General features: G+C 65.9%; 11 protein-coding genes and 1 tRNA gene. 2 read left to right on the forward strand and 10 right to left on the reverse strand.

All coding sequences use genetic code 11. The features are described from left to right. Window positions 1–86 precede the first annotated feature (86 nt). The 3 genes from minC to map all read right to left on the reverse strand — a co-directional run bounded on the left by minC (window position 87) and on the right by map (window position 2653). Window positions 87–998, reverse strand: a complete 912-nt coding sequence (gene minC / locus P5W98_RS10675) for a septum site-determining protein MinC (RefSeq protein ID WP_421024500.1) — start codon at window positions 996–998, stop codon at window positions 87–89. Between the two features lie 180 nt (window positions 999–1178). Next, window positions 1179–1715: a GNAT family N-acetyltransferase gene (locus P5W98_RS10680; protein WP_421024501.1), complete on the reverse strand. Its 537-nt coding sequence runs from the start codon at window positions 1713–1715 to the stop codon at window positions 1179–1181. Window positions 1716–1867: 152 nt separating this feature from the next. Further along, window positions 1868–2653, reverse strand: a complete 786-nt coding sequence (gene map / locus P5W98_RS10685) for a type I methionyl aminopeptidase (protein WP_421024502.1) — start codon at window positions 2651–2653, stop codon at window positions 1868–1870. 203 nt (window positions 2654–2856) lie between these two features. Between map and P5W98_RS10690 the strand changes: the two genes are divergently transcribed. Next, complete coding sequence (locus P5W98_RS10690) at window positions 2857–3669, forward strand: glycosyltransferase family 2 protein (RefSeq protein ID WP_421024503.1); 813 nt, start codon at window positions 2857–2859, stop codon at window positions 3667–3669. Window positions 3670–3737: 68 nt separating this feature from the next. Here P5W98_RS10690 and P5W98_RS10695 read toward each other — a convergent pair. The 3 genes from P5W98_RS10695 to P5W98_RS10705 all read right to left on the reverse strand — a co-directional run bounded on the left by P5W98_RS10695 (window position 3738) and on the right by P5W98_RS10705 (window position 6633). Next, window positions 3738–3828, reverse strand: a tRNA-Ser gene (locus tag P5W98_RS10695). Window positions 3829–3950: 122 nt separating this feature from the next. Continuing rightward, entirely contained in the window at window positions 3951–5243 is a 1293-nt protein-coding gene (serS, locus tag P5W98_RS10700; protein WP_421024504.1) for a serine--tRNA ligase, read from the reverse strand. Window positions 5244–5301: 58 nt separating this feature from the next. Further along, window positions 5302–6633, reverse strand: coding sequence for a replication-associated recombination protein A (locus P5W98_RS10705; protein WP_421024505.1), 1332 nt, complete (start codon window positions 6631–6633; stop codon window positions 5302–5304). A 242-nt stretch (window positions 6634–6875) separates the two neighbouring features. On the opposite strand from P5W98_RS10705, the gene cytX reads away from it, so the two are divergent. Beyond that, complete coding sequence (gene cytX / locus P5W98_RS10710; protein ID WP_421024506.1) at window positions 6876–8207, forward strand: putative hydroxymethylpyrimidine transporter CytX; 1332 nt, start codon at window positions 6876–6878, stop codon at window positions 8205–8207. 87 nt (window positions 8208–8294) lie between these two features. On the opposite strand, the gene bioB is transcribed toward cytX, so the two are convergent. Genes bioB through bioA form a run of 4 tightly spaced genes read right to left on the reverse strand, consistent with a single transcriptional unit; the run spans window position 8295 to window position 12722 of the window. Then, a complete protein-coding gene (gene bioB / locus P5W98_RS10715) occupies window positions 8295–9374 on the reverse strand; it encodes a biotin synthase BioB (protein WP_421024507.1) in 1080 nt (359 codons plus the stop codon). 17 nt (window positions 9375–9391) lie between these two features. After that, a complete protein-coding gene (gene bioD, locus P5W98_RS10720) occupies window positions 9392–10150 on the reverse strand; it encodes a dethiobiotin synthase (RefSeq protein WP_421024508.1) in 759 nt (252 codons plus the stop codon). Continuing rightward, complete coding sequence (gene bioF / locus P5W98_RS10725; protein ID WP_421024509.1) at window positions 10147–11367, reverse strand: 8-amino-7-oxononanoate synthase; 1221 nt, start codon at window positions 11365–11367, stop codon at window positions 10147–10149. The genes bioD and bioF overlap by 4 nt, the downstream gene beginning before the upstream one ends. Further along, complete coding sequence (gene bioA, locus P5W98_RS10730; RefSeq protein WP_421024510.1) at window positions 11367–12722, reverse strand: adenosylmethionine--8-amino-7-oxononanoate transaminase; 1356 nt, start codon at window positions 12720–12722, stop codon at window positions 11367–11369. The genes bioF and bioA overlap by 1 nt, the downstream gene beginning before the upstream one ends. Between the last annotated feature and the right edge of the window lie 6 nt (window positions 12723–12728).

Consider the following 12728-nt stretch of genomic DNA (forward strand, 5'->3'; position numbering starts at 1 on the left):
ACCTTGCGTTCGTCAGTTTCCCAATTTGGTCTCGTCGCGGTCTTGCGCCGCTCGCGCCCGCGTGTTGCTCGCGCCCGACAGGCGGCTCAGGAGAGCCGCAACGGCTCGATCAAGAGCCGTTCTTCGTCGAGCCGGATTTGCGCGGGCTTGCCCTTCACCTCGGCGGCAAGCGGAACTTCAGCGGTGCGGTAGATACCCGCGATCGAAATGAGCTCCGCCTCGAGGCTCGTGCAGAAAATACGTGCGTCGTGGTTGCCGTGCACGCCCGCGAGCGCGCGGCCACGCAATGGCGCGTAAATATGGATGTTGCCTTCGGCGATCACTTCCGCCCCGTTCGACACCGCGCCCAGCACGACGAGGTCGCCCTTCGCGTAGATGCGCTGACCCGAGCGCAGCGGACGGTCGATCACGAGCGTCGGCTCCGCGCTCGTCGAGCGCGCCACGGAACCGCCTGCATCGGATCCTGCGTCCGCTTCGGGAGCCTCCGGAGGGAAGAGTTCCGGCTGCACGGCGGACACGGCTGGCGCGCTGGCGGCAGCATCGGCGGACTGCACCGGCGTGCCGTTCGCCGCACCGGTTGTGACTGCAGAGCCAGCTTCAGCGCCGGCGGCCTGCACAACGGCCGAGGCCTGAGTGGCGGGCACGTCGCCGGCCAGGCCGACTGCGCTGCCTGCGACGCGCTTGTCGCGCGCTTCGAGGAACGGCAGGCCCGCCTCGGCGGCCCAGCCATGCTGCGCGGGCAGCGCGACCACGCCCACCGGGCGCATGCGCACGCTTTCGAGCAGGCGCGCGATGTCGGCAAGCGCGATTTGCTCACCCTCTGCGAGGCGCCGCAAGTCGATGGCGACCGTATCGTTGGCGAAGAATTCCGGCGTCGCCTCGAAGCGCCGGGTCAGTTCGGCGCGCATCGCATCGAGCTCAGTCGTTTTGACCACAAATAAAAGCGTATCGACTGAGCCGCTCTTCAGTTCAAAATAGGGCGATTTCCTGGACGACATGGCGTTCGGCGAAAATTTTTGCGTATTTTACAGGCGTCGACGCGCACGGCCATTATTTTTAATGGCTCAAAATGCTGCGACACAGGGAGCAATGCACAACGGCGGGAGATACCGGCGCATGACGTGCCGGACGCACGCCATGGCTAAGAACAAGAGAAAAGCTGCTGGGCAGACACTCCGTTACTGGGCCGACATGCTCTTCTGCGCGAGCGCGACGTCGCGCACGAGGAGCGTCTCCCACTGCTCGGGCGTTTGGGTGCTGCGAGCGTGGTCGCCCGTGGCGACGAAGCCGAGCCGCTCGTAGAAGCGCATGGCGGTGATGTTGTTGTCGGTCACCCAGGCGAAGACTTGCGCAGCGCCTTCGCTCAAGAGCCAGTCGATGGCGGCATTGACGAGCAGCTCGCCGCCGCGCAGATGCCGCACGGCCGGCGCCACCCACAATGCGAACACGAACGCGCGGCGCGCCGGCGCACTTTCGAAATTCGCGCCGATCAGGCCGGCCGGATGCCCCTCGGTATAGAGGATGAACGATGTGGCAGTATGCGAGTTCGCGTGACGGGCCGCCGCAGCGTCGAAAACGGCGACATCGGCGGACAGCGCGTCTTCAAGCGAGTCGCCGAACGCATAAGGCGCGTCGCGCAGCGAAGCAGTTCGAAGCTCGCGGAGCACGGCACCCTGATCGGCAGCGATACGGCGAACGGTCAGTGACGGACTCATGCAGTCGTAAACCCCAATAAAGCACTAACGCGTAGCTTTAACCGAACTGGGCGGAGAGTCAAATCCTTATTTAACAAATTTGCCCGGCGCACACCGCCGACGCGGAACTTGACAGACCAGCCCAGGGGCCCCACAGGCATATGCACCGCGGCTCAAGGGGCTTCGTACGCGCCCGTGCCGTCTGGCCAGGGCGTGAGAAGCTCGTAGCCCTCGTCGGTAACCGCCACCATGTGCTCCCATTGCGCGGAGAGCGAACGATCCTTTGTCACCACCGTCCAGCCGTCGCGCTGCACCGCCGTGCCGGCGCGGCCTGCATTGACCATCGGCTCGATCGTGAAGACCATGCCCGGCTTCAAGCGCACGCCCTGGCCGGGCTGGCCGTAATGCAGCACCTGCGGCTCTTCGTGATAGACCTTGCCGATGCCGTGACCGCAGTATTCGCGCACGATCGAGAAACCGTCGGCCTGGGCGCGACGCTGAATCGCGTGACCCACGTCGCCGAGCGTCGCGCCGGGCTTGACCTCGCGGATGCCCGCGAGCATCGCCTCGTAAGTCGTGTCGATGAGCTGGCGACCGACCGTGCTCGGCGTGCCCACGGTGTACATGCGGCTCGTATCGCCGAAATAGCCGTCCTTGATCACGGCCACGTCGATATTGATGATGTCGCCGTCCTTGAGGACCTCGTTGCGGCTCGGAATGCCGTGGCAGACCACCGAGTTGACCGAGGTGCAGATCGTTTTCGGAAAGCCGAGGTAGCCGACGTTGGCCGGCACCGCCTTGAGCGTGTTGACGATATAGTCGTTGCAGATCGCGTCGAGGTCGTCGGTGGAGACGCCGGGCTTGACGTGTTCGCCAATCATGGCGAGCACGTCGGCGGCAAGCCGGCCGGAAATGCGCAGACGCGCGACGTCGTCGGCAGATTTGTAAGTGATGGCCATCTGTGAACGCTGTGAACGGGTAGTGAGCGCGGCGGCGCAAGGCGCCTCGCAGCAAATTCGGGGCAGCCGCGCAGAAAGCGCCATTGTACCGGGGCGTCACCCCCATCCAGCAGGCGCCGATTCGGATACGTCCGATTGTCCGCGCACAAGCCACCCTTAAAAATAAGAAATATCTTACAACGACGTGAGCCGAACGCCCGACCATGACCCAGCCTGACTCCGCCCCCACGACAAGCGCCACGCCCGGCGCACAATCGGACGCCCCGCTCAACGTGCTGATCGCCCTGCCCACCTACGACAACTCGGTGCATTTCGACTTCGCGATCGCGCTGGCCCGCCTGATGGAAACCTTCAAGGAGCGCGGCGTGCGCTTCGAGTACATCCACACGGCTTCGTCGCACATCATCCGCGCGCGCAACTTCTTCGCAAGCTATTTCCTGAGCCACCCCGAATTCACGCACGTGCTGTTCCTCGATACGGACATGGACTTCTCGCGCGAAGCGGTTCCGCGCCTCCTCGCCGGCAACAAGCCGGTAGCGGGCATCGCATGCCCGTACCGGTTCTTCGATGTGGAAAAGAAGATTACGAGCGACGACGTGGGCCTCTCGCTGCGCGAATGGCAGGAAAAAACCGTGGAGTACAACACGGCGATCCGCGCCAACGAACAAGGCAGCAGCACGGTCAGCAACGGCTGGGTCGAGGTCAACCACATCGGCACGGGCATCTTCCTTATCCGCCGCGATGCGCTCGTTGCGCTCGCGCCGCTCACGCAGATCTACCGGCCGCCCTCGCAATACGCGCCCTACCTGCCCGATGGCCGCTTCTACGCGTTCTTCGATACGATCGGTGAAAAAGGCGTCTATCTCTCGGAAGACCTGTCGTTCTGCCAGCGCGTGCGCGCCGCCGGGATGTCGGTTTGGGCGCTCGTCGACGAGAAGATCGTGCACCACGGCGGCTCGGCGATCTCGGGCACCTTCCTGCGCTCGCTGGAGCAACGCGGGCACATGAAGAAATAAGCCGCCGAAAAAGCGACCACAAAGCAAAAACCCCCGCAGCCGTCAGGCATGCGGGGGTTTTCTGAATTTGGCGGAGAGGGTGGGATTCGAACCCACGGTACGGGGAAACCGTACGCCTGATTTCGAGTCAGGTACATTCGACCACTCTGCCACCTCTCCGGGGTACTGCCGGCATTGCTTTACTGCTTCTCTGACCTTGGTCGGCGACCAGAGAAGCGGAGATTATAGAACAAATTTTGGCTTTTGCAAGGGCTCTTTGAGAAAAATCTCGAAGAGAGCGTTCAGCCCTGCATTTCAAGCCGGGCAACCCCGCCCATGTACGGACGCAGCACCTCCGGCACGGTGACCGAGCCGTCCGCTTCCTGATAGTTCTCGAGCACAGCGACAAGCGTGCGGCCCACCGCGAGACCCGAACCGTTGAGCGTATGCACGAGCTCCGGCTTGCCCTGGGCATTGCGGTAGCGCGCCTGCATACGGCGCGCCTGGAACGCCTCGGTGTTCGAGCAGCTCGAAATTTCGCGATACGTGTTCTGCGCCGGCAGCCACACTTCGAGATCGTAGGTCTTGGTGGCCGAGAAACCCATGTCGCCGGTGCACAGCGTGATCACGCGGTACGGCAGGCCGAGCTTTTGCAGGATGGTCTCCGCATGCACGACCATTTGCTCCAGTGCGTCGTATGACGTTTCCGGCGCCACGATCTGCACCATCTCGACCTTGTCGAACTGATGCTGGCGAATCATGCCGCGCGTGTCGCGGCCATACGAACCGGCCTCCGAACGGAAGCACGGCGAATGCGCGGTGAGCTTGATGGGCAGCGCGCTGCCTTCGACGATGCTCTCGCGCACCGTGTTCGTGAGCGAGATTTCCGAGGTGGAAATCAGGTACTGCGTGACCGTGTTCTCGGCGCCGCCCTTCTCCACGCGGAACATGTCCTCGGCGAACTTGGGCAACTGGCCCGTGCCGTAAAGGATTTCCGGATTCACGATGTAGGGCGTGTACGTCTCCGTATAGCCGTGCTGCATCGTGTGCGTGTCTATCATGAACTGCGCGAGCGCGCGATGCAGGCGCGCGATCTGGCCGCGCAGCAGCGTGAAGCGCGCGCCCGAAAGCTTCGCGCCGGTCTCGAAGTCGAGACCCAGCGGCCCGCCCACGTCGACGTGATCCTTCACTTCGAAGCTGAACTGGCGCGGCGTGCCCCAGCGGCGCACTTCCACGTTGTCGGCTTCGTCGCGGCCCACGGGCACGCTCTCGTGCGGCAGGTTCGGCACGCCGAGCAGCAGGTCGGAAAGCTTCGTCTGGATTTCGTCGAGCTTCGCAGCCGAGGCCTTCATTTCGTCGCCGATGCCGCCCACTTCGGCCATGACCGCCGAGGTATCCTCGCCGCGGCCCTTCATCGCGCCAATCTGCTTCGACAGGCTGTTGCGGCGCGCCTGCAGTTCTTCGGTGCGGGTCTGGATGGCGCGGCGTTCCGCTTCGAGCGCGGAAAACGCCGCGACGTCGAGGGTATAGCCGCGGTCGGCGAGGCGCTTGGCGACGCCGTCGAGGTCTTTGCGCAGCAACTGGATGTCGAGCATGGGATTGTGAGACGCAGTGTCGTTGTGTGAAGCGTCGATTTTAGCGCACCGGCGGGGGCTAGCCCTTGCGCTTGCGCTCGCGGATTTCGTCACGATGCTCGTCGCGCCATTGCGCGTCGAGGTCGGCGAGGCGCGCGAGCTTCTCGCCGATCTTGCCTTCGAGCCCGCGCGGCGTGGGCTGATACCAGCGCGGCTCGCGCATGCCGTCGGGCAGATAGGTCTCGCCGGCCGCGTAGGCATCGGGTTCGTCGTGCGCGTAGCGGTATTCGTGGCCGTAGCCCAGCTCTTTCATGAGCTTGGTGGGCGCATTGCGCAAGTGGACGGGCACCGCGCGCGACTGGTCCTTGCCAACGAAGCGGCGCGCCTCGTTGTATGCCATGTAACCCGCGTTCGATTTCGGCGCGACCGCGAGGTAGATGACGGCCTGCGCGAGCGCCAGCTCGCCCTCGGGCGAGCCCAACCGCTCGTAGGTCTCCGAGGCGTCGAGCGTGATGCGCGCCGCGCGCGGGTCGGCGAGGCCGATGTCCTCCCACGCCATGCGCACGATGCGTCGTGCCAGATAACGCGGATCGGCGCCGCCGTCGAGCATGCGGCAGAACCAGTAGAGCGCGCCGTCCGGATTGCTGCCGCGCACCGACTTGTGCAGCGCGCTGATCTGATCGTAGAACGCGTCGCCACCCTTGTCGAAGCGGCGCAGATTTTCGGCGAGCGCGCTGCCGAGCAGCTCGCCGTCGATCTCGCGCTTCTTCTGCTGCGCGGCCGCCCGCGCGACGATTTCGAGGTTGTTCAGCAGCTTGCGCCCGTCGCCGTCGGCCGAACCGATCAGCGCCTTTTGTGCTTCCTCCGTGAAAGTGAGGCCGCCCAGCTCCGCGCTCGCGCGCGCAAGCAGCTCGCCCTGCTCGTCTTCGTCGAGGCTCTTGAGCACGTAGACCGCCGCGCGCGAAAGCAACGCGCTATTCACCTCGAACGACGGATTCTCGGTCGTCGCACCGATGAATACGAACAGGCCCGACTCCACGTGAGGCAGGAAGGCGTCCTGCTGGCTCTTGTTGAAGCGATGGACTTCATCGACGAACACGAGCGTCTGATGGCCATGCGCGCGGTGCATCTGCGCCGTCTCGACGGCCTCGCGGATATCCTTCACGCCCGAGAGCACCGCCGAGAGCGCGATGAACTGCGCGTGGAAGGCATCGGCCATCAGGCGCGCGAGCGTGGTCTTGCCGACCCCGGGCGGCCCCCAGAGGATCATCGAATGCGCTTCGCCCGACTCGAAGGCGACGCGCAGCGGCTTGTTGGCCCCGAGCAGATGCTTCTGGCCGATGACTTCGTCGATCGAGCGCGGGCGCAACCGCTCGGCGAGCGGGACGTTGGCACGGGTTTCTTCAAACATGACGTTTTCGCGATAATGTCGGCTTTGCCGGGGCCGGGCCATTGCCGAGGCGCTGTTCGCGCGCCCGAAAACGGCCTGCCATGACGGATGCAGTCGTGCATTATGACAGCCTGGGCGGTTGCGCGAGATGCCGTGCCTGGCTGCTGCCGATATGCGACCGATGCCCGCCTTCGCTGGCTGCCCGGATGGCCGGCCCCGCCAAACATCAGATAAGACAAACGACACAGAGGACCGTTTTACCGATGACTCTAGACTCGCAGGCCGGCGCGGCCAGCTCCGGCGAAGCCGGCTCGACCTACGCGCCCAACGTGCCCGTGCCCGACGCGCGCCGCCAGTTCCGCATCGGCGACGCCTTCGCGCTCTGGTTCTCGCTCGGCATCGGCCTGCTGGTCGCCCAGGCGGGCGCCCTGCTGGTGCCGGGGCTTTCGCTGCCCCATGCGCTCGCCGCGATCGGCATCGGCAGCGTGATCGGCGTCGTGCTCCTCGCGCTCGCGGGCGTGATCGGCACCGACACGGGCCTTGCCGCCATGTCGTCGCTGCGCCCGACGCTCGGCATTCGCGGCGCGTCGGTGCCGGCAGTCATCAACATGGTGCAGCTCGTGGGCTGGGGCTCGTTCGAGATCATCGTGATGCGCGATTCCGCCGATGCGCTCGCCAAGCAAGCCTTCGGCCTGTCGATTCCGCTCGTGTGGACGGTGATCTTCGGCTTGCTGGCCACGCTGCTCGCCGTGAGCGGCCCGCTCTCGTTCGTGCGCCGCTTCCTGCGCACCTGGGGCATCTGGCTTCTGCTCGCGGGTGCCGCCTGGCTCACGTGGAGTCTGCTCGTGCAGCACGACATCGGCGCGCTCATGCGCCGCCCCGGCACTGGCGAGATGCCGTTCGGCAGCGCGATCGACCTCGTGGTCGCGATGCCGCTGTCGTGGCTGCCGCTCATCGCCGACTACACGCGCTTCGGCCGCCGCGCGGGCGAGACGTTCCGCGGCACGCTGCTCGGCTATGGCATCGCGAACCTGTGGTTCTACGCGCTCGGCGCGATCTACGGACTCGCGGCGGGCGGCGGCGACGCGCTCCTCACCACGGCGCTCGCGAAAGCCGGTGGCGGCCTTGCGCTGTTGCTCGTGCTGATCGACGAAATCGACAACGCCTTCGCCGATATTCACTCGGCCGCGGTTTCCACGGGCACGTTCTGGACGCGCGGCAGCGTGCCGTGGCTCTCGGCGGCGTTCGGCGCGTTGTGCACGCTGATCGGCCTCGTCGTGCCGATGGCGCGCTATGAGAACTTCCTGCTCTTCATCGGCTCGGTGTTCGCACCGCTCTTCGGCGTCGTGCTCGCCGATCACTTCATCGTGCGCCGCCGGCGCATCGACGCCCATGCACTTGCCGATCTGAGCGGCATCTACGGTTACTCGGGCGGCTGGCACGTGACCGCGTTTGTCGCGTGGGGCATCGGCTTTGGCGCGTACCAGGCGCTCAACCAGTGGCTGCCGAATCTCGGTGCGACGCTGCCCGCGCTCGTGACCGGCGCGCTGTGCTATGTCGTGCTCGCGGGGCGTCGGCGCGCAGCTTACGCTTAAACCGCGCCTGCATCGATAGTGCTCCAAACGACAACGCCACGCTTCATCGCGTGGCGTTTGTCTTTTCAGCGGTGCGCTTCGACAGACTTATTCGCAGTGGCCGCAGCCGCCGTGCGCATGATGGTCATGGTGCTCATGCACATCCGCCGGCAATGCCTGCGCCGTCTGCGCGCTGATGCCCAGACGCTGCAACAGCTGGCGATCGGCTTCGGCTTGCGGGTTGCCCGTCGTGAGCAACTGATCGCCATAGAAAATCGAATTCGCGCCCGCCATGAAGCACAGCGCCTGAAGCGCGTCGTCCATCTGCTCGCGGCCGGCCGAGAGACGCACCATCGCCTTGGGCATGGTGATGCGCGCGACCGCGATCGTGCGCACGAACTCGAACGGATCGAGCGGCTCGGTGCCTTCGAGCGGCGTGCCGCTCACCTGCACGAGATTGTTGATGGGCACCGATTCCGGATACGGCTCCATGTTCGCGAGCTGCGCGATCAGGCCCGCGCGCTCGCGGCGCGACTCGCCCATGCCGACGATGCCGCCGCAGCACACGTTGATGCCCGCGTCGCGCACGCGCTCGAGCGTTTCGAGGCGGTCCTCGTAGGTGCGCGTCGAGATGATCTGGCCGTAGAACTCGGGTGAGGTGTCGAGGTTGTGGTTGTAGTAATCGAGGCCCGCGTCGGCGAGCGCCTTCGCCTGATGCGCTTCGAGCATGCCGAGCGTGACGCAGGTTTCGAGCCCCATCGACTTCACGCCGCGAATCATGTCCTTGATCGGCTCGAGATGGCGGTCCTTCGGATTGCGCCATGCCGCGCCCATGCAAAAGCGCGTCGCGCCGTTCGCCTTCGCCACACGCGCGGCGTCGAGCACGGCGTCCACGTCCATGAGCTTGCTCGCGTCGAGCCCGGTATCGTGATGCGACGACTGCGGGCAATATGCGCAATCCTCCTCGCAGCCGCCGGTCTTGATCGACAGGAGCGTGGAAAGCTGCACTGCATTCGCGTCGAAATGCTCGCGATGCACCTGCTGCGCGCGGAACATCAGATCGTTGAACGGCAGTTCGTAGAGTGCGGCGACGTCGGCGACGCGCCAGCGCGCGGCGGCTTCGTCTTGTGCTGGTGCGTGCGGCGCGCTTTTCTTGAGCGCGGTAATGTCGATATGAGCTTCGGTCATGGTGTAGGGGTCCTTCTTTACAGAGGCGACAGGGATTCGGATGCAGGCGCGAGAGTGTCGAGCCGCGCGAGCAACGCGTCGATGTTCAGGTGTTCTGCGGCGAGCTCGGCCAACGTAGCCGTATGAGCGCCGGGCATACGGGGCACGACGCCGATGAGCGGCGCGCCGAACTGCGCGGCCAGGCGCTCACGCAGCGCGTCGATGTTTTCTTGCGGGAAGGTCATGGCCGGGTCGATGCGGTTCGCGACCCAGCCCGCGATCGTGAGGCCGCGTGCGGCGATCGCCTCGGCGGTGAGAAGCGCATGGCTGATGCAGCCCAGTCGCATGCCCACGACGAGCACCACCGGCAGATTCAGCGCAACCGCGAGATCAGCGGTGTCCTGCGTCGCCGTGAGCGGCACGCGAAAGCCGCCCACGCCTTCCACCACCACGGCGTCCGCGCGCTCGCGTGCCTCGCCGAAACATTGCACGACGCGCGCCATGTCCAGCGTCACGCCTTCGAGCGCGGCGGCAATGTGCGGCGCGGCCGGCTCCCTGAGCAAAAACGGCGTGCGCATTTCCGCAGGAAGCAGCACGCTCGCGGCAGCGTCGAGCTGGTCGGCATCTTCGTTGTGCCAGACGCCTTCGCGCTCGTATGCACCCGCAGCGATGGGCTTCATCGCCGCCGCGCGCAGGCCCGCTCGCGCCATGCCGCGCAAGAGCGCCGCGCTCACGAAAGTCTTGCCGATTTCGGTATCGGTGCCGGTGACAAAAAGCGAATACTTTACAGTGCTCATCGCGCGCCCTCTTGCGCCTGCTGTTGCTCTTGCCGTTGCTCTTCAAGGCTCGCGCGTTGCAGCGCCGCGTTCAGACGGTCGAGGTCGGCGTCCGAATGCGCAGCCGAGAGCGAAATGCGCAGCCGCGAGGTGCCGGCGGGCACCGTCGGCGGACGAATCGCCGGCACCCACAGACCATCGCGCTCGAGCGCGGCTTGCAGCGCAAGCGTGGCCTCGTTGGCGCCGACCACGAGCGGCTGCACTGCCGTGTGCGAATCGACGGGCCGCCAGCAAGTTTCCTTGAGCATCGAGCGCGTGCGCCCGATCAGATGATTCAGATGAGCGCGCCGCGCGTCACCCTCCTCGCCCGCAATCAGTTGCAGGCTCGCGGAGACCGCGTGCGCGACCGCCGGCGACGACGCCGTCGTGAAGATGTACGGACGGGCGCGCTGCACGTGCCACTCGATCACCGTGTCGTGAGCGCAGATGAACGCGCCCGAAACGCCCGCCGCCTTGCCGAGCGTGCCGACCATCACGAGGTTCGGCGAGCGCAGCGCGGCTGCGGCCAGCGCGCCGCGCCCTTGCGGGCCGAGCACGCCAAGCCCGTGCGCGTCGTCGACCACCAGCCATGCGCCATGCTTTTCGGCAAGTTCGACCAGACGCGCGAGCGGCGCGACATCGCCGTCCATGCTGAACACCGTGTCGCTCACGATCACCTTCGCGCGCGCGTCCGACGCTTCGAGCATCGTGCTCAAGGCGTCCATGTCCGCGTGCGGATAGATCCGGATCTCGGCCCGCGAGAGCCGCGCGCCGTCGATCAGCGAGGCGTGATTGAGCGCATCGGAAAAGAGCGTCGTGCCCTGCCCCGCGAGCGCGGTGAGCACAGCCAGATTCGCCATGTAGCCGGTGCTGAAGTACAGCGCGCGCGGCGCATCCACAAAGGTGCCGGCGAACGCCGCGAGATCGTCCTCGAGTTGCGCGTGGGCGCGCGAATGGCCACCCAGCAGATGCGAGCCGCCGCTGCCCGCGCCGTAGCGCTGCGCGCCCTCGGCCAGCGCCGCGACGAGCCGCGGATGCGCAGCCAGCCCGAGGTAGTCGTTGCTCGCGAAGCCGATGCTCTCGCGGCCATCGACAACCATATGGGCGCTGCACGGCGAATCGATGGTGCGGCGGCGGCGGCGCAGGCCTTGCGCATCGAGTTCGCGCAGGTTTTGTTCGAGTGTGTGCAGCAAGTGCATCAGAGGTCCTCCGCGACAGTCGCGTCGAATGTCTCGCGCGTGCGCGCGGCCAGGTGCGCTTGCGTTCCGGCGTCGAGAATGTATGGCGGCATTACGTAGACCGTCGTGCCGATCGGGCGCAGCAGCAGCTCGCGCTGCAGCGCGTTTTCGAAGAACCGGCGCGAGAACGTGCGCGCGCGCTCGGCGTCGTCGATCGCCACGTCGAACGCGAGAATCGTGCCGCACTGGCGCAGGTCGCGCACGAGCGGATGCTGCTCGAGCGGTGCAAACGCTTCGCGCAATTGCTTCGATTTTTGGGCGTTCGCGGCCAGCACGCCATCGCGCTCGAAGAGATCGAGCGTTGCAAGCGCCGCGCGGCAGGCGAGCGGATTGCCCGTGTACGAATGCGAATGGAGGAAGCCGCGCGCGGTGTCGTCGTCGTAGAAGGCCGCGTAGATTTCGTCGCGCGAAAGCACGATCGACAGCGGCAGGTAGCCGCCGCTGATGCCCTTCGAGAGCGTGAGCAGATCGGGCCAGATGCCAGCCTGCTCGCATGCGAAGAACGTGCCCGTGCGCCCGCAGCCCACGGCGATTTCGTCGGCGATCAGATGCACCTGGTAGCGGTCGCACAGCGCGCGCAGGCCCCGGAGATACGCGGGATCGTGCATCGCCATGCCTGCCGCACACTGCACGAGCGGCTCGACGATCAGCGCCGCGATGCGCCCTTCGCGCTCGGCGAACACACGCTCGACGTCCGCGAGCGCGCGGTGCGCCACGTCAGCGGCGCTCTCGCCTTCGCGCGCCGTGCGCGCATCGGGCGACGCGACCACGTGCGCGTGAGTCAAAAGGGGATCGTAAGCATCCCTGAAGAGCTTCACATCCGTCACGCCAAGCGCGCCGATGGTCTCGCCGTGATAACTGTTGGCCAGGCACACGAATTCGCGCTTGTCGCTCGCACACTGATTGCGCCACGCGTGAAAGCTCATCTTCAGCGCGATCTCGACCGCCGAGGCGCCATCGGACGCAAAAAACGCATGGCCGAGCGTGCCGCCGGTGAGCGCGCTCAGGCGCTCGGCGAGTTCGACTGCGGGCTCGTGCGTGCAGCCCGCGAGCATCACGTGCTCGAGCGTGTCGAGTTGCGCCTTGAGCGCGGCGTTGATTACCGGATTGGCGTGGCCAAACAGATTGACCCACCACGAGCTAACGGCGTCGAGGTAGCGCCGGCTTTCATGGTCGTACAACCACGGCCCTTCGCCACGCGCGACGGCGACGAGCGGCAAGCGCTCGTGGTGCTTCATCTGGGTGCAAGGATGCCAGACGGCGCGCAGGCTGCGCGCGATCCAGGCGTCGTTGGCGGGGTAGGAATGCGAGTTCAAATACGG

It is taken from the genome of Paraburkholderia sp. A1BS-2L, assembly GCF_051125205.1.
GTDB lineage: Bacteria > Pseudomonadota > Gammaproteobacteria > Burkholderiales > Burkholderiaceae > Paraburkholderia.